This is a genomic window from Rhizobium skierniewicense (assembly GCF_014196515.1).
GTDB lineage: Bacteria > Pseudomonadota > Alphaproteobacteria > Rhizobiales > Rhizobiaceae > Agrobacterium > Agrobacterium skierniewicense.
Window position 1 is genome coordinate 182,631 of sequence record NZ_JACIDV010000003.1, and the last position, 18,326, is coordinate 200,956.

Consider the following 18,326-nt stretch of genomic DNA (forward strand, 5'->3'; position numbering starts at 1 on the left):
CCGTGATTATCTTAAAAAAAATATAGAAAAAACGGGAATAGCTGAAACATCAGTTCCAGAAAACGGAGCCCAATGACACGCTTCTGGTTGCTAAAGATATTGCGCACGGCGTTGACGCTGTGGTTTGTCGTTACCTTCACATTCGTCGTTCTGAGAACGTCCGGCGACCCGGTGGTGGCTTTGGTCGGAGCCGACGCCACCCCCGTTGAAATCGAGCAGTTTCGTGCGCTCTGGCGTCTCGATGACTCGCTGTGGGTCCAATATCTGCGTTATGTCGGGCAGATGGCAACCGGCCAGTTCGGTATCTCTTACCGCGACGGTCGCGCGGTGATCGACATCATTGCAGAACGGGTACCCTGGACGATCATGCTCGGCCTGTTCGCCTATGCCGGGGCAATTCTCATCGGTATCCCGGCGGGCATCGTCGCGGCGATCAAACGCGGATCTCCGTTTGACAACCTCATCATGGCCACTGCCGTCTTCGGTTTTGCCATTCCGAACTTCTTTCTCGGAATTCTTTTGATCCTTCTGTTTTCACTGGGTTTGCAGTGGCTACCGAGTTCTGGAACCGGCACCGTCTGGCACATCCTGATGCCCGCTCTCACCCTTGCGACGTTCACGGCTGGCACACTTGCCCGCTTCACCCGATCGGCAATGCTGGAGGTGCTCGACAAGCTTTATATCCGCGCTGCGGCCGCCAAGGGGGTCAGCTATTGGAAGCGTATCGTGTTCCACGCCCTTCCTAATGCAGGCATTCCCATCATCACAATCGTGGGGCTCAATCTCGGCGAACTGATCGGTGGTGCGATTGTGGTCGAAACCGTGTTTGCGTGGCCGGGCGTCGGCAGACTGCTTGTCACTGCGGTTTCATCTCGCGATCTCGCAGTCGTGCAGGGCCTTGTCCTTGTCATGGCGGTGACAATGGTGACGGCAAACCTCATTGTAGACCTGCTTTACGGTTTGCTTGACCCGCGCATTCGCGTCTCGAACTAGGACGAACACGATGAAGCGCACGTCTCCCATTCTCATATTTGCTGTGATCGTGCTTTTGCTCGCAGCATTTGTCGCAATTGTCGGTAACATCTTCACATCGCACGGCGTCACGCAGCAAAACCTGCTGGCGCGCCTGAAACCGCCAGCATTTCTGGGCGGGAATCCCGATTTCCCCCTTGGTACCGATCGTATTGGTCGCGACATGGTGGCCCGCGTTATCGCCGGTCTGCAAATGTCTCTGACGGTGGCAGTCGCAGGCACCATTATCGGAGCCGTGTTCGGCTCCCTCATCGGCTTTGTTGCCGCACATTTTCGGGGCTGGGTCGATGAAGTGCTGATGATGCTGGTCGATTTTCAGGCATCGCTGCCGTTTATCCTGATTACGCTGACCTTGCTGGCATTCTTCGGTAACAGCCTCACCCTGTTTATCCTGTTGATGGGACTGTTCGGATGGGAAAAATATGCCCGTCTTGCCAGAGGTGTGGTGCTTTCGGCGGTCAATCAACCCTATGCCAAGGCAATCGTCGCGCTTGGAGCGGGAAACAGCAGGCTGTACTTGCGACATGTGCTGCCAAATGTCGCCAGCGCGCTGATCGTGCAGGTCACGCTGACCTTTCCGCAGATCATTCTGCTTGAGACGTCACTGAGCTTTTTGGGCCTTGGCATTCAGGCGCCTCAGACAAGCCTCGGCCAGATCCTTGGCGACGGCCGTGACTATCTCTCGACCGCCTGGTGGATTTCGGTTTGGCCCGGCACGGTCATTTTCCTCGTAACACTGTCAATGAGCATTGTCGGCGACTGGCTGCGTGACCGGCTTGATCCGATGCTACAGGGCCGAAACGCATAAATAGAACGCGACCAAGGAGCGTAGAATATGTTTACCAGGCGTGAAGTTGGAAGTCTTTTTCTCGCAGCGGGCGCGGTTACCCTCGCGGGCCGTGTGCCATTGGCGCAGGCCCGGCAGCGACCAACCCTCAACATCGCAGTTGATAATCTATGGGCCACGATGGCGCCCATCAACGGCATCTCCACGACATCGCGTCGCATTTTCCCCAATTTCTACGACACGCTGGTCGAGCGCGATTACATCAATGATGAGAACGGTCTGATCTTCGCTCCCAAGCTTGCGACAAAATGGGAGCAGAAGGGAAATATCTGGTCATTCACGCTGCGCGAAGGCGTGAAATTCCACGATGGCAGTGAAATGACAGCCGAAGATGCGGTCTTTACCCTGTCACCTGAGCGCCTTTGGGGCGAAAAACCGTTCGAACCGCGCGGTAAGACGTTTACGGCGGGATTCAAACGTGTCGAAGCGACCGGAAAATATACGTTCGAGATCGAGACCGTGGCACCTGACCCCAATATCCCGGCCAAACTGACGGGTTACGTCGGTTTCGTCGTTCCGAAAAAATACTATCTGGAAGTGGGCGTCGATGCCTTTGGCCAGAAGCCCATCGGGACAGGACCTTACAAGGTTACGACGTTTCGGTCCGGCGAGATCATGGTGCTGGAGGCGTTTGACGACTATTGGGCGGGGCCACCGCCGGCTCAGACAATCAACTGGAAAATCATTCCGGAATTTGCCGCCCGCATGGCAGGTCTCGTGTCCAAGGAATTCGACTTCATCGTCAACATTCCCACCGATCAGGAAGCCTCTCTTGAGAGCTATGACGGTGTGACGCTGAAGCGTGTCCTGGCGGATAATTATCCCGCACTTGCATTCAATACACGGCCCGATCCGGTCGACAATCCGCTTGTCGATCCCAACCTTCGCTATGCGATGGTGCAGGCGATCGACATGAACGCCATCGTGCAGGCGCTGTTCAATGGAACGACCGAGCACCCGGCGGTGCCGTTCAACTTCAAGGAATATGGCAAGTTTTACGACCCGAATTTGCCGGTCAAGCTGCCCTATGATGTGGAAGCTGCCAAGGCGCTGGTCGCAAAGACAAAATACAAAGGGGAACCTTTGCTCTGGCACATCACGCGCCAGTTCTATCCGAACTACGAAGCTGCAGCCGAAATCATGATTGAGCAATGGCGTGAAATCGGCGTCAATGTTCAGGCTCAGGTGTTGGACAATTTCGAGCTGGTTTATCGCAGGCCGTACCACATGATGAACATGTCGATGAGCTCGGACTTCATTCCGGGTGATCCCTATCAGCCACTCTGGCTCGATTGGGGCCCAACGGCGTCCCGTTCGACGGCGACCTGGAAGACCTGGGATCCAACCCCCGAGTTCATCGAACTCGGCAAGAAATTCGATGCCACGACGGAGTTCGAAGACCGGAAAAAGGCCTATCTGGCGCTTTCGGATGAATGGCAGCGGGTAACGCCCGGGTACTATTTCTGGAAGAGCGTCTATAATTGTGCGCATCGGGACGGGATAGAGTTCCGCCTCAAGCCCAATGGCGAAATGCGCATCTACGGCGATTACTTCAAGTTCGTATGATGGCAACCGTGCAGAAAAATGCCCTCAAGGACATGACGTTCGCGGAGTTTCGCGAACGCCTTCCTGAAAAGCCCGTCATGCTGCTTCCTTTCGGGAGCCAGGAAGAGCAAGGGCCTCATGCTCCGATGGGGGATTTCATGCTGACTGAGGCCATCGCGCTCAAGGTCGCCGAACTGTCAGGCGCTGTCGCTGCTCCGACCATTCCCTTTGGTTATGCGGATTTTTTCAAAACGATCCCGGGTGGCATCCAGTTGAGGCCATCGACATTTTCGGCTGTCGTTGAGGATATGGTCAACGCCTTCCTGGACCACGGTATAGAGCATATCTTGATCCTTAACGGTCACACGACGAATGCATCGCTGATCGATCAGGCGGTGCGCCGCATTCGGGCAGAGCGTGGCGTGTCAGTGGCGTCTATCAATCTGTGGCAGTCCATACCGGACACCTTGTGGAAAGATCTTTATGGTCCTGCGGTGGCCGAGGCACGCGGTCACGGCGGCGAACCTCTAACCTCGGTGTACATGCACCTGTTCCCGGATTTGCTGCGAATGGACCTCAGAAAACCGGCAGGTCGTGCCAAGGCATTCGGACTTCCCACCGGCGGCGTCAACACTGTGCAGTTCGAGGGCATGCCGGTTCATGTGCCGCTCAACTGCCATGAAGTGAACGCCGACGGCATGCTGGGTGGGGACCCCGAACTGGCAAGCGCCGAAAACGGCCAGCGGATCGTCGAACATCTCGTCGGTTTCTGCAGCCGGTTTGTCGACCATATGCGCGCGTGGGATATGCGCTCCCCTTCCCACCAGACACAAAAGGCGATGTGACCATGAGTGACGTAAGGTTATCGATCGATCATCTGAGCGTTCCCTTGCCTCAAGGCGCGGACCGTGGTTTTGCCGTCGAAGATTTGTCTCTCAGCGTCGCCAAGGGCGAGATTCTGTGCATCGTCGGAGAATCCGGGTCGGGAAAATCCCTGACGGCATTGGCGACCATGGGGTTATTGCCCAGCAATCTCGGCAAACCGATCGGTCAGGTGATGTTCGAAAACAAGAACCTCCTGACGATAGACGACGCGGCGCGGCGCGGCATCACCGGCCGCAGCATTGCCATGATTTTTCAGGAACCAACGGCGGCACTCAATCCCATCTTCAGGATTGGCGAACAGGTGTCCGAGGCGTTTCGCGTTCACACATCACTGTCGAAATCCCAGATCAAGGAACGGGTCATCAAGCTGTTTGAGGAAGTGCATCTGCCCAACCCGGAGCAGATCTTCCATTCCTATCCGCACCAATTATCCGGTGGGCAGTGCCAGCGTGTGATGATTGCCACGGCACTGGCGCTCAATCCGTCGGTCCTGATTGCCGATGAACCGACGACGGCACTCGATGTCACCACGCAAGCGCAAATCCTGAAGCTGATGCTTGAATTGCGGGAGCGGCATGAAACGGGCATCATTTTCATCACGCATGATTTTGGCGTGGTGGCGGAGATTGCGGATCGCGTGGCCGTGATGCAAAAGGGAAAACTCGTCGAGATCGGTACCCGTGATGATGTGCTTAATCATCCGCGACAGGATTATACAAAACGATTATTGGCAGCGGTTCCGACACTGACGCCGCGAAAAGAACGCGAAGGGTTGGGCACGCCTGTTCTGATTGCCAAAAACATCATCAAGACGTTTTCGATGTCGGGCGTGTTTGGCTCAGGTCGTGTCGTCAAGGCTGTGGACAATGTCGACATCACCATTCGCAGAGGTGAAACGCTTGGACTGGTCGGTGAATCCGGCTCAGGAAAATCGACGCTGGCGCAATGCGTGATCCGGCTCGTCCAGCCTGAAAGCGGCGATATCGTCATTTCCGATGGTGATTTCTCCGGCCTGCGCGGCAAATCGCTGCGCGAGGCTCGGCGCAAGGTCCAGATCGTTTTCCAGGACCCTTATACGGCGCTCGATCCTCGTCAACGGATCGGTGACGCCATCGCCGAAGGGCCGATCGTCCACGGGCTCGCCGCAAAGGCGGCCATGCACCGGGCGCTTGATTTGCTGGAGGCCTGTGGTCTTGACCGCGCTTCGGCGACACGGTTTCCGCATGAGTTTTCCGGCGGACAAAGGCAGCGCATCTGCATTGCCCGTGCGCTCGCGGTAGAACCGGAACTGCTGATCGCCGACGAATCCGTCTCTGCTCTCGACGTATCCGTACAGGCGCAGGTTCTGGAACTGCTGGCAACGATGCAGGCTCGGCTCGGCTTCGGCATTCTGTTCATCACGCATGATCTGAGAGTAGCAAGCCAGATCTGCGACAACATCGCCGTCATGCGCCATGGCCGCATCGTCGAGCGCGGCGATCCCGCGTCGTTGTTTGGAGCGCCGAAAGAGGCTTACACCAAAGAACTGCTTGCAGCGGTTCCGGGCAAAGGCTGGCAGCACAACCAAGCGATGCCGGATGCCCGCATACCCGCAGAGGACATATCATGAAAAAATATCATATTGGCAACCAACCGAAGCAAGTCGATCCAGATCTTGTTGCACGATTTGAGAGTGTCGAGGTCGCCACGATCGGCCATTTCCGTCACCGTGGTTTCGTTCACCACGCCATCAGCCCCGTGGTCGAGGTGGGGCGCACATGGGTTGGTACGGCTGTCACCGTTGCCATTCCCGCGACGGACTCGACGCTGCTTCACCATGCGGTGTCCTTCATACGGCCTGGTGACTTTTTGTTCGTTGACCGGTTGGGAGATGATCGGCACGCCTGCATCGGCGGCGGCGTTGCATTTGCTATCAAAACCGCGGGCGCAATCGGCGTCGTCATTGACGGGCCGTGTACGGATGTCGAAGAAATAATCGAACTTGGTATGCCGCTATGGTCTCGTGGCGTCTCGGGCATAACAACCCGGCTGAATGACCTGGGTGGCTCGCTCAACCTTCCCGTCTCCTGCGGCAATGTTCCGGTCATGCCCGGTGATATCGTCGTTGCGGATGCCAGTGGTATTGTTGTCATCCCAATCGATGAGGCCGAGGAGGTCGTCGCCGAGGCGATGATCAGGCAAGCGCGCGCCGGTCGCAACAAGGGCAAGATCGAAGCTGGTGAAAAGCTGGGTGACCTTTCGGGTGCCAGCCGAATGGTGGCGACAGCGCTGGAGACGAGGTAATGGAAAATCCGCAGTTCGATCACCTGCGCGTAGAGCGCAGTACAACCCGCAAGTCTGCCGGCGTTAGCGAACGCGGTGTGGTGACCTCACAGCATTTTGTCGCAGCAGAAGCCGGGGCCGCTGTGCTGCGCGCAGGTGGAAATGCTGTCGATGCGGCGGTGACAGCAGCGTTCACTCTCCAGACGGTCGAGCCTTGGATGACCAGTCTTGCAGCATGCGGTTACATGCTGGTGGCGCAACCGGATGGCACGGTTGATACAATCGAATTTACTGGGCGCGTTCCATCATCCTTCGACGCCGCCTTCTACAAACCAGACCCCAGCATAAAGACGTTCATCGGACATCCAGCGTCCGTGGAGAACCGCAACGTCGACGGCTTTACTGCGGCTGTTATTCCGGGATGCGTGCGCGGTTTCGCGCAGGCGCTGAAGCGCTACGGCACAATCGGTTTTGATGCAGCGCTTGCACCAGCCATCGAAAGAGCGCGAAAGGGCCTTGTGGTGGACTGGCATACGACACTGGCTATCGCTATCGCCGCATCCGGTCTCGCAAAAGACGAAGGTGCGCGTTCGGTGTTCCTGCCGGATGGTTATCCACCGGAACCTGGAACGGTTCTGCCGTTGAAAGCGCTTGTCGGAACACTGGAAACGCTGGCGAGTGAAGGCCCGGATGCGCTTTATGGAGGATCTGTCGGGCAACAGCTGATCGCCGATATGCGCGCGGGTGGAAGCTTCATGACACTTGAGGATCTGGTGGCTTACGAACCATTGATCTACCCTGCGCGGAAGATGTCGTTACAGGGCAAGACCCTTCATGTGGCGGGAGACACGAGTGCGGGACAGCGTCTGTTCGAAGCCTTGTCGTTCTTTGACGAAAAGCGTGGGGCCGGCCCTGTTGATGCGCGTTTCTTCACGACGATGTCGTACGCCTTGTGGGAGGCCTTTGGCGCCCATCGCCGCAGGCTCAATCCGGCAGAAACAACCAACAAGACCAGCACGACCCAGGTGAATGCCGTGGATTCCGAAGGGCGGATGGTCGCGATCACCTTCACGCTGCTCAACCGGTTCGGTGCAAGGGCAATGTCTCCCTCCACCGGCATTCTCCTCAATAATGGCATGTCTTGGTTTGACCCCACGCCGGGCCGCGCCAATTCCCTAACCCCCAATGCCTATGCGTCCAGCAATATGTGCCCTGTCGTCGTTACGGACCCGAACGGCACCTTCGCCGCCTATGGCGCCGCAGGGGGCAACCAGATTGTCCCATCGCTCGCGCAACTGACGGGAATGATTGTTCACGCCGGCATGGATATTGAAGACGCGATGAACATGCCGCGCATGACCACCGGTCCGCACAGTGACATCATCGTCAACGTGGATATGCCCGCCACCTACATCGCAGCGCTGTCGGAGATCGCCAGCGTCAGACCCGCCGCGCAGGTTGTTTTCCCCAGACCGTTTGCTGCACCAGGTATGATTGGTCGTCGCGGCGAAAGATTTATCGGAATGGCTGATACGAGCTATCCAGCCGCTTTCGCCGCTGTCGCATAGATGGAAGATCATATGACGGAATTTTCTATTTCGCCTCTCGAAATGGACGGCGTACTTTCCATAATCCCGGCGACAGCGCCCGCCATACCGATGGTCTTTGACTCACCCCACAGCGGCTTGGCCATCCCGAAGCATTTTGAAAAAATAGCGTCGGACGACTTAGTGCTCGTTGCGTCCGATACCTATGTCGATGACCTCTTCGACTTTGCACCTGCGATCGGGGCGCCGATGCTTCTGGCGCATTTCCCCCGGAGTTTTCTCGATCTCAATCGGTCCCTGGAAGACGTCGATCTGGAGCTGGTCGATGGAACATGGCCGCACGCCGTGCGAGAAAGCGCGTCTGCCCGACGCGGCATGGGACTGATCTGGCGTTTCGCCTGGGGTGATCAACCCATGTATGACCGCAAGCTCAGCGTGGCTGAGCTGGAAAACCGTATCGACACCTACTGGCGTCCATACCACCGGGCGCTGGTTCACCTCCTGGACACGACATATGACACTTTCGACCGTGTCTATCACGTGAATTGTCACTCCATGCCAGCCTTCGGTCATGTCCTGTCTCCCGATCCCGCCGGGACAATCCGCAAGGACATCGTCATTGGCGACTACGATGGCACAAGCAGTGAACCGGACTTTGTGCAACTGGTGATCAAAACACTGGAAAGCTTCGGCTATTCCGTTTCTCTGAACGTTCCGTTCCGCGGCGCCGAGCTGGTCTCAGCCTACAACACGCCTGCGAAAAACCGCCACAGCATTCAGATCGAACTCAATCGGAGCCTCTACATGGATGAGGTGACCCGAGAGAAAAATGCCGGTTATTCGGAGCTTAAGGAAAACCTTGCCAGGCTGGGTACGGTTTTGAAAGACTATGTAAAGTCCGGAGAGCCATAGCGCGTCCATTTCACTCGCGGCCTTTTCGATTGATGGTGTGGATGGCTCCTGCTTCCGCCAGCGTATTCCAGATCCATGGTGTAGACGAGAACGGTCTGGTTCTTGTGAACCGCTAGCTCCGTCGCAGCCAGTTGCTACGGCAAGCCGGCCCGCGTTCAAGCGTCCGGCTCAGCGCCATCTCAGCATCGTCAGATGCTTCCCCCGAAATGTCTGGAAAGTGTCGTTTTTTGTGCCGATTATCAATGGCATGGAAAAGGCGAGACGAGGAGCCTCGCCTTTTCAATCAGTGTCAGACGACCTGGACGACCACTTTTTCACGCGCCGATTTCAATGCAGCATCGGCAAGTTTCAGCGCGATCAAGCCATCATGGGCAGATGGCGAGGGTGCGACATTGGTTTCGATGGCGTCGATGAACGCTGCGATTTCGGCAGCATAGGCCGCCGTGTACCGCGTCATGAAGAAATCGTGGAGCGGCGGGCGCGTATAGCCGTCCTTGGTGGCGACTTCGATGGACACCGGCCGCTGGTTTTCGGCCGCGACAGAGCCGAGTGAACCGTGAACCTCAATACGCTGGTCATAGCCATAGGTTGCGCGCCGGGAGTTCGAGATCATTGCCTGACGACCGCTGGCAGTGGTCAATATGATGCTCGCACTGTCATAGTCGCCGAGTTCACCGATTTTGGGATCGACCAGAACCGAGCCTGTCGCGAAAACGCTGACAATATCTTCGCCCAACAGGAAGCGGGCGATGTCGAAGTCGTGGATCGTCATATCGCGGAAAATGCCGCCGGAAACCTTGATATATTCCGGGGGCGGCGCGCCGGGATCGCGGCTTGTGATGGTCACCATTTCGACCTTGCCGATCTGGCCGTCATCGATGGCCTTGCGAACAGCGCGGAAATGCGGATCGAAGCGGCGGTTGAACCCAAGCATGATCTTTGCGCCGGTTTCCTTGACCACATCGATACAGGCCTGCGCACGCGCGACATCCAGATCGATCGGTTTTTCGCAGAAGATCGCCTTGCCAGCCCGCGCAAAACGCTCGATCAGGTCGGCATGGGTGTTGGTCGGCGTGCAGATGATGACGGCGTCGATATCGGGATCTGTCAACACGGCGTCGATCGTGCTGATCGCGCAGCCTGTTTCATCGGCAATGGCCAGTGCGGCCTCCTCAAAGGCATCGACCACAGCGACCAGTTTTGCGCGTTTGTCGGAAGCGATCGCTTTCGCATGCACTTTTCCGATGCGACCCGCGCCCAGCAAAGCCAATCTCGTAACCATCGTTTCCTCCCGATTTCAGTATCTTGGCGTGGAACGCAAATGCGGACACACGCCTGTTTTGGAATATATGTTCCATCTTGCTAGAACGACAGTTCACACCTGTCAAGGCGACAAGATGGCTCGCGCTCTTCGTAACAGCGACAGGTGATGCCACTGCGAGAGGTGTTCTGATCAGCCAGCTTTGGCGGGCATTCCCGGTATCTGGTTTACACTCACCATCTGCTGGATCGTCCGCTCTGCCACACGCTCTGCACGGGCCTTGGACTGCTCCTTATCCTCTGGAAATGTGTAGGTCATGTAAGACAGCGACGTTTCGAGGTCGTTGTTGTTGTGGCCGAGGATAGCCGCGAAATAGCTGTTTTTGGTGACGCTGGACGGGGCGAAATTACGAAACGCGATTTCTGCATAAAGATGGCGCAGGCCATAGGGTTTCGGCGGCTCTTCCTTCGGCCAGATGTCTTCAAATTTGCTGATGACCGCGTCACGCAGCGGCAACCGGACCTCCGACGTGAAATCGTCCACGCTCAGCCCGAACCAAAGCTTGCCATCGCTGCTCTCCCGCAGGCGGCGATAGGCGTCCAGCACAATTTTCGACTGTTCCAGCACAGGGATTTCGTATGTGACACCGAATTTGGTGCCTTCACCCTGTTTGGTCTTCGCCTGTCCGTTGAACAGGACACTCCATTTCGAAACACCTTTTCCGTAGGGTGCGGGCGTCAGTTCGGCTTGCGTGAAAATCTCATAAGGGCGGCGGCCCGTGGTGCCCATCAGGCCGATGGCAACAGTCATGATGTCGAACGATTGCAGGTAGCGACGGCACCGTTTCATGACCTCTGCATGGTTCTCGAAGGTAATGAGCGACCCGTGCTTGTTGGCGATTTTCGCCATCTTGATTTTGCGTGCTTCGTCGTAAATCTGGGGCGTTCCGGCGGCGATGCGCAGCATGGGGTGATCGTCGCCAAACGCTTCACGAAGCGCGTTGCGATATTTGGTGATGTAGGAGATGACCGTTGCCTGCGCCTTGTCTGCCATCGATGCCATTTCCGCATCCCACAGGGCCTGCATGTCAGGCTTTGTGGTCACGCCGTTCGTGGCGGCGATGAAATCAGACACACGCAACAGAAACCGTGGTTTGCGTCCGGCCATATTGGCGCCCGCGCGTTCCAGCTTCTCCTCGATGGAGGTCGCTACGCCCTTTACGGGATACTCGACGGTCTTGATATAGGCATCCAGCCGTTCCCGCAGCTTCTTCATGTTGCAGATCGCAAGGGGGGTCGTTTTCGGGCCGAACGCATCCTTGAGCGCATATCTATATTTTACGATGTAGAGCTCAAGCGTCTTTTCCGTACGACCATTGTCGAAATGAAAGCGCACTTCCTCGTTCCACAAAGCACCGATTTTCTTTGTATCGAAAGTGCCATCCGCCTTCTGGGTGGCTTTTATTGTCTCGATAAAATCCGCGATCCGATCGACCAGAACAGGCGTTTTTGTTTTTCTTTTTTCGGCAACGGACATCAAAAGCTCCAGCGGTGTGATTCGCGCTTAAAAAGTATATATTATGTGCGATAGCAATGGGTATATTTCATTGCGCAGTCAGGAAAACGGTATCGTTGGAGAGGCCGCAGGTTGGGTAAACCAGCGGGCGCCTTCGCTGTCCATATAAATATGATCCTCCAGACGAATACCGAACTGATCGGGATAGACCAGCATCGGCTCATTGGAGAAGCACATGCCTTGCGCCAGCGGCGTGGAATTTCCACGGACGATATAGGGTGCCTCGTGAATTTCCAGCCCGAGACCATGGCCAGCGCGATGCGGCAGGCCCGGCAGCGCATAATCCGGTCCCAAGCCGTGCCTTGCCATGACGGTGCGTGCAGCATCATCCAAACTGCTGCAGGGCGCACCCAGTTTCGCGGCATCATAGACCGCCTGTTGAGCTTCGCGCTCGATGCCCCAGGCCTTCGCAAATTCCGGTGTTGGTTCGTCGAGAACATAGGTCCGGGTGATATCGGAATGGTAACCGTCGATGCGTGTGCCGGTGTCCACCAGAATGACGTCGCCCTGCTGCAAGGTCTGATCACCATCTGCTCCGTGCGGAAGCGATGTGGCAGCACCGAAGGAAACGATACAGAATGACGAGCCGCCTTCACCGCCAAGCTCCAGATGCTGCTCGTTGATGAAGCGAACGACCTCCGATGCGCGGATACCGGGTTTCATCAGACCATGCGCTCGCTTCTGCACCTCCAGTGTCAAATTCATCGCATATTGAAGTATCGCGATTTCGCAGGGTGATTTGCGCGCGCGCAATGTGCTGATCAAAAGGCCCCCATCGATGAGGCGGTCCTGTTCGAGTTGTTTCGCGAGACCGTTGTAGACGAAAAGCGGTAGCGCATCATCCAGAGCGACACGTCCCGCAGGTCCGACGATGGAAGCAACCAGCGATGCGGGATTGTGCTCTTCCTGCCAGATGTGGATTTCGCCACCGATATGCGGGAGCGTTTCAACGCGACTTTTTTCAAAGCCCGGAACGATATAGTGGAGGTCGGTCGCGGTGACCACGGCTCCCAGAAGGCGCTCGCTCTGGTGCCACACCAAACCTGTGAAGTAGCGCAGGCTTTCCGTGGAGCCGAGGAGCAAAGCGCCGATACCTTGCTCCTCCATGCGGCTGCGGAGGCGTGTCAGTCTTTCCAGTCGCTCGGCATTTTCGATAAAGGCTGGTTTGGAACCGGGAAACATGGCGTGATCTTTCGTTGACGACATCACACGGAATACAGAGTTGAAGTTATGTATTCAATATGTCGACAACGAAATGCCTCGTTATCTATTGCCCCAGACGTTTTTTGAGAGACGCGATAAGGCGCTTGGTGAGAGCTTCATAATCTTCGTCAAAATGATGCCCGCCATCGATACCGATGATTTCCGCGCCCTTGTCTTTCAGGGCCGGGCAGGCGGCGTCTTCGTCATCTGTTCCGTAAACGCACTGGACGATCTTTGGGTCGATTTTATCGAGGTCCTTGACCGGATCCTGCTCGCCCGAGCCAGAGACGCCCAGCCATCCCCCCACGGAGATTTCGTAGGAGACCTCGTGGGATAGAGACAACAGGCTCATCTGCACGACGCGGCTTTTGTCCTTGGCAGGCAGAAGGTTGAAGGTGACGGGTATGACATCCGCGCCGAACGAGTAACCGATCAACATGACGTTCTTGACCTTCCACTCCTTGCGATAGGTGTCGATGATACGCGAGAGGTCGTCGGCAATATCCTGCGGCTTTTTCTCGGACCAGAAGTAGCGCAGGGAATCGATGCCTATGGTCGGTATGCCGTCCTGCTGCAAGAAGCCTCCGACATCCTTATCCAGATCGCGCCAGCCGCCGTCACCGGAATAGATGATGGCCATGGTATCCATGGTTGGCTTGGCTTCCAGAACCGTCAATGGCAGTCCCAGCGGGTTGTCGCCATTGCCAGCTGCGTCGATACGATCTTGCAGTGCCTGGCCGAGGGCCGCCTGCGCGTCGTCGTCCACGTCCTTCACGTCAATATCGGAATGGGATTTCAGCAGGTCTTCGACATGCGTGCGACCCTTGGCGTCTGCCTTCGCTGTGAAGACCACGCTGACGGGGGCGGGAAGCGGGCCATCGGTCAGGCCGTAAATGGTCCGGTCGTTGTCAGGCTCTTTCGTGGCCGGTGTGCACAGGATCTTCTTGTCCAAAGGAACGCTGGCAACAGGATCGACCGCGACCGCTTCGCCAATCGTTGCCGCCGGGCTCTGCGCGATCATCGCCAGGGCAAGCGTCGCGCCGTCACCGATGCCGGCAACGATGGGCGGGCGATAGTTTGAAACATTCGCCTTGCGCTGAATTTCCTGCGCCAATTCCTCGATGTCGGAAATCATATAGATGCAGTCTTCATCATCGGCTTTGAGAGCTTCGATGTATTTCGGAAAATCGATACCGACGACAGCCGCACCTTTTTCGACCAAGGCTTCGGCTTGCGTCTGTTCGGCTTCACCCCAGCCGTTTGGGCCGGATATCAGGAAGATGTTGGCTGCCATGTCGCCATCCGGCAACATGATGTGATTGGGTGGGATCATGCCTGTCTCAAAGCCGTTGGCGTCTTGTGCCGACACATGAAGTGGAACGGAAAGTGCGGCTGCGACCAATGCGGCTTTCAGATAATTCAGGCCTGTCATTTACCAATCACTCCTCTGACGCCGCCGCTGATGAGAACGGTTGCGTCCATTAGCGCCAACGCGGCACTGGTACCGTTGGAAACCGCGACATAACGGGGCTCCCACTTCGGGTGAAACTTCGATTTGAAGGCTCGCAATCCCTTGAAGTTATAAAAACGCTCACCGTGTTCGAATAATGTCCCGCCGATCCGGTCCCAAACCGGAGCAGCCTCGCGTTTCGACATCCCCGAAAGCGGCGCCATGCCCAGATTGAAGTTGGAGTAACCCTGATCGCGCATATATTCAATAATGCTGACGAACAGGAAGTCCATGGCACCGCGCGGCGCGTCTGGCGAAAAGCGCATGAGATCGACGGTGACTTCCTTTTTGGTTTCCGTCATCAGCAGGTTGGCAAACGCGGTGATCTGCCCATCCTTGTACAACACGGCAACGGGCTGCGAGAGAATGTAGTCTTTCTCGAAAGAGCCGAGCGAAAAAGTCTTTTCGCGCGTGTTGTGATGCTCAAGCCAAGAGTCTGAAACGCGCTTCAGATCATCGTAGATTTCTGGAACCTGAGGTGTGTCGATGACCGAAAAGGTCAGCCCGTCGCGTGCGCCACGGCTGAGCGATTGCCGAAGGTTGGCCAGCTTGCCGCCCTTCAACTCGAAGCGGGTGAGATCGACCATGGCGAGTTCACCCAGCTTGAAAGCGCGCAGGCCCGCATCCGCGCAATGGGTGAGAATGGCCGGTGAAATCTGATAGAATACTGCGCGTCCGCCCGACGCACGCGCGGTCTCCACGAATTGCCAGACGAGATCGGCGAAATCGTTCTCGTCGCCAACCGGATCCGCCAGTGCAATCCATGAGCGGCCGCGAATGCCATACATGATGAAGGCGTTGCCGCTCTCCGACAGCATGACGTGCTTGTCACCCATGCGCACGAGATTGGCGTCCGCCACGTCCTGTCTTTTGACGATCTCGGTCGCTTTCCCGATATCTTCGGGATGAACCTCCTCGGGGCGGTACATGACCGGCCGCAGCAGGCTGAAGATTGCGACAGTCGAGGAGGCGAGCACCAGACCCAGCAACGCTCGCAAGCTACGCGGAGCTTCCTCCGAAAACTCGAACTGCCACCAAAGCGTTTGGCTGTAGTCTGTGTCACGGTAGACAAAGAACAGGATCGTCGCCGCACCGGCAACGATGACAGCCATGGCGGCAAGCCATGTCGGTCCCAGCGCCTGTCGCAAAAGCGAGGCGTGTCTGGTAAAGCTGCGGACGTTGAAAAACAGCGCAACGATGAAAATTCCAAGGAATATCGCCTCGAAAACGGCGATCGCCTTGATGAGCGACAGGAACAGACCCCCTGCGGCGGCAACGAGGGCGACCCACCATGCGCCATCGAGCCGCTGGCTCAGGCCTCGCGAGGCCACGACCAGAACGAGGCCAAGGATACTCGACAGAAAGTGCGCCGCTTCGATGATCGGCAGCGGCACGAAGCCGGACAGGAAATCGAGATTGCTGTCCGGCGTCGGTGTCACGCTCGAAAAAATCAGCATGGTGCCGAGAATGAGCGCATAGGCCGAGAGCAGGGACGGTGCCAGTCGCCCGGCAAGATGGCCGATATCCGCCATCACGGGCTTTGAGGCAAACTGCTTCATTTCAGTTGCCAGCATCAGGATAATGGCAACGATTAGCGGCAGAACATGATAGATCATGCGGTAGAGAACAAGGCCGCCGAGCAACTGATCGAGGCTGATGGCATTGCCGAGGCCCGCGACCATGACCGTTTCGAAGACGCCGAGACCTGCGGGTACGTGGCTGAGAACGCCAAGGCCGACAGCGGTTGCGTAAATGGCGAAAAAGCTGGGCCAGCCGACGTTCGTTTCCGGCAGAAGAACATAGAGCACCGATGCTGAAGCAGCGATATCGAGAGCGGACACCAGAAACTGGCGCGATGAGGTGCGGCTATCGGGCAGACGCAGCTTCAGCCGCTTGATCTGAAGAACGCGACCGTTACGGCCCAGAAACAGCAGGGCCGTCATGATAACGATGACGGCGAGCGCGCCGCTCCGGAGCCACATGGAATCGACATCGATGATGGCCGCGATGCGGGGAGCGACGATCAGCGTCGACAAGGCGCTGACGGCAAGCAGGCCGAGGCCGAATGAGAGCGTTACGAAGGCAATGATGCGTGCAATATCGGATGGGCTCAGCCCCATGCGGGAATAGGCGCGAAAACGAATTGCACCGCCGCTTAAAGGTCCGAAACCTGCCGTGTTTCCCACGGCATACGCGATGAATGCGGTGGCAATGACGGAAGGGGTCGGCAATTTTTTGCCGATATATTCGATGGCGTTCAAATCGTAACAGATCAAAGCTGCAAAGCTCAGACCCGTAAAGAGCACCGCAAGCGCCGCAGCCTTCCAGCTTGTGTCGGCCAGCGCCTCGACGATATCGTCGTAACGGACTTCAGAGGTCAGCTTATAGATGGTGAAGGTCATCATCACGAAGACGACCGTTACCGCGACCGAGGTGATATGCGTCCTGTATCGCTCAAAAAAGCCTTCGAGACCTGCCTCGGCCTCTTCGATCTGCGCGACGTCGTTCTTCTCAGTCATATGCTTTTCCACGAGACCAGATTGGTTCTGGCGAACCATACGATTGTGACGCTAGTTCGGTATCGTCTCAGTCATACGAAGATTTAATTTTTATTTTCTAAATTGCGACGGCCCGACGTTTAAGAAACGTCAATCATGACAAAGGCCGAGGGTCGCGGCAGACCGGATTGCCTCTTCGGACTATGATTGGCTCCAGGTCGCGTCCAGAACCCTGATCCAGTTGCCGTGGCAGATTTTTTCAAGCGTTGCTTGATCGTATCCGGCGTTCCGCAAGGCATCGACAAGAAGTTGCAGATCAGATGCATCCTTCATCGCCGCGGGAATCGTGGTGCCATCGAAGTCCGATCCAAACGCAACATGGTCGATGCCCATGCGCTCGACCATGTAATCGACATGGCGGACCAGTTCTCCCAAATCAGTGTCCGGGTTCTTGGTGCCGTCCTGGCGCACGAACAGCACGCCGAAATTGAGACCGGCCAACCCGCCCGTGTCCCGAATGGCGTCCAGCTGCCGGTCTGTGAGGTTGCGGCTGTGGTTGCAAAGGGTATGTGCATTGGAATGGGATGCGACCAGTGGCGCGTCGGAAATCCGGGCGATATCCCAGAAGCCTTGCTCATTCATGTGAGAAAGATCGACCATGACCTTCAGCTCATTGCAGGTCTTGACCAGCCTCTGTCCGGCTTCGGTGAGGCCAGGCCCGATATCGGGCGTAGACGGGAAGCGGAAAGGAACACCATGCGCGAACATGTTGGGGCGGCTCCAGACCGGACCTAATGTCCTTAGCCCCGCCTGATGAAGCGTATAAAGCGCATCGAGATCCGCATCAAACGCTTCCACACCCTCGATATGCAGCACTGAAGCGAACGCGCCACTTGCCATCGCCTCCCGGATATCGGCGCCGTTGCGACAGATCTTGAGTTTGCCATCCGATGCCGCTTCGATGCGAAACAGCAGGCTTGCCATGCCCAGCGTGGTGGCCAAGGCGTCGGGCTGGTTTGGGGGGATGAAATTGCGATCGGCATCGAAGCCTGACGGTGAAGGAACGAAAATCGCACAAAGCCCGCCCGCCAGACCGCCCTGTTTGGCGCGTGGCAGGTCGATATGCCCGACCGTATCGCCGTCGATAAACTGCTTTTCCGGCCCAGAATTTCCCGAGAGTTTGAGACGCAAAAGGACGTCATTATGGCCATCGAATACGGGTACAGCGTTGGGATTGGTCATATCGTGG

The 18,326-nt window shown here is 56.8% G+C and carries 14 protein-coding genes; 8 read left to right on the plus strand and 6 right to left on the minus strand.

The window, feature by feature from the left end; translation table 11 throughout:
- The first annotated feature begins 72 nt into the window (after positions 1-72).
- From GGQ73_RS05845 to GGQ73_RS05880, 8 genes are read left to right on the plus strand one after another with little or no spacing between them, the layout of a single operon-like run.
- On the plus strand, positions 73-993 hold the full coding sequence (locus tag GGQ73_RS05845; RefSeq protein ID WP_183894716.1) for an ABC transporter permease: 921 nt from the start codon (positions 73-75) through the stop codon (positions 991-993).
- Between the two features lie 10 nt (positions 994-1,003).
- On the plus strand, positions 1,004-1,840 hold the full coding sequence (locus tag GGQ73_RS05850; RefSeq protein WP_174154159.1) for an ABC transporter permease: 837 nt from the start codon (positions 1,004-1,006) through the stop codon (positions 1,838-1,840).
- Between the two features lie 27 nt (positions 1,841-1,867).
- Positions 1,868-3,445: an ABC transporter substrate-binding protein gene (locus tag GGQ73_RS05855; protein WP_183894718.1), complete on the plus strand. Its 1,578-nt coding sequence runs from the start codon at positions 1,868-1,870 to the stop codon at positions 3,443-3,445.
- Positions 3,445-4,269, plus strand: coding sequence for a creatininase family protein (locus tag GGQ73_RS05860; protein ID WP_234910898.1), 825 nt, complete (start codon positions 3,445-3,447; stop codon positions 4,267-4,269). The genes GGQ73_RS05855 and GGQ73_RS05860 overlap by 1 nt, the downstream gene beginning before the upstream one ends.
- A 2-nt stretch (positions 4,270-4,271) precedes the next feature.
- The gene (locus GGQ73_RS05865; RefSeq protein WP_183894722.1) at positions 4,272-5,918 is read left to right on the plus strand and encodes an ABC transporter ATP-binding protein; all 1,647 of its coding nucleotides are present in this window, start codon (positions 4,272-4,274) and stop codon (positions 5,916-5,918) included.
- Positions 5,915-6,592, plus strand: coding sequence for an RraA family protein (locus GGQ73_RS05870; RefSeq protein ID WP_183894724.1), 678 nt, complete (start codon positions 5,915-5,917; stop codon positions 6,590-6,592). Before GGQ73_RS05865 ends, GGQ73_RS05870 begins: the two co-directional genes overlap by 4 nt.
- On the plus strand, positions 6,592-8,139 hold the full coding sequence (locus GGQ73_RS05875; protein ID WP_183894726.1) for a gamma-glutamyltransferase: 1,548 nt from the start codon (positions 6,592-6,594) through the stop codon (positions 8,137-8,139). The genes GGQ73_RS05870 and GGQ73_RS05875 overlap by 1 nt, the downstream gene beginning before the upstream one ends.
- Positions 8,140-8,151: 12 nt before the next feature.
- The gene (locus GGQ73_RS05880; RefSeq protein WP_174154153.1) at positions 8,152-9,030 is read left to right on the plus strand and encodes an N-formylglutamate amidohydrolase; all 879 of its coding nucleotides are present in this window, start codon (positions 8,152-8,154) and stop codon (positions 9,028-9,030) included.
- Positions 9,031-9,319: 289 nt separating this feature from the next.
- Here the strand turns inward: GGQ73_RS05880 and iolG are convergent, their stop codons facing one another.
- The 6 genes from iolG to GGQ73_RS05910 form a co-directional block, all read right to left on the minus strand.
- A complete protein-coding gene (gene iolG, locus GGQ73_RS05885) occupies positions 9,320-10,312 on the minus strand; it encodes an inositol 2-dehydrogenase (protein WP_183894729.1) in 993 nt (330 codons plus the stop codon).
- A 171-nt stretch (positions 10,313-10,483) separates the two neighbouring features.
- Positions 10,484-11,827, minus strand: a complete 1,344-nt coding sequence (telA, locus tag GGQ73_RS05890; RefSeq protein WP_183894731.1) for a telomere resolvase TelA — start codon at positions 11,825-11,827, stop codon at positions 10,484-10,486.
- 78 nt (positions 11,828-11,905) lie between these two features.
- Positions 11,906-13,048 carry a M24 family metallopeptidase gene (locus GGQ73_RS05895; RefSeq protein WP_183894733.1) on the minus strand — a complete coding sequence of 381 codons (1,143 nt, stop codon included), beginning with the start codon at positions 13,046-13,048 and terminating at the stop codon, positions 11,906-11,908.
- Between the two features lie 85 nt (positions 13,049-13,133).
- Positions 13,134-14,501 carry a virulence factor family protein gene (locus GGQ73_RS05900; protein ID WP_183894735.1) on the minus strand — a complete coding sequence of 456 codons (1,368 nt, stop codon included), beginning with the start codon at positions 14,499-14,501 and terminating at the stop codon, positions 13,134-13,136.
- Positions 14,498-17,098: a bifunctional lysylphosphatidylglycerol flippase/synthetase MprF gene (gene mprF / locus GGQ73_RS05905; protein WP_183894737.1), complete on the minus strand. Its 2,601-nt coding sequence runs from the start codon at positions 17,096-17,098 to the stop codon at positions 14,498-14,500. Before mprF ends, GGQ73_RS05900 begins: the two co-directional genes overlap by 4 nt.
- A gap of 180 nt (positions 17,099-17,278) precedes the next feature.
- Positions 17,279-18,319 (minus strand): dipeptidase, encoded by a 1,041-nt coding sequence (locus GGQ73_RS05910; RefSeq protein WP_183894739.1) that lies wholly within the window; start codon positions 18,317-18,319, stop codon positions 17,279-17,281.
- Positions 18,320-18,326: the final 7 nt, after the last annotated feature.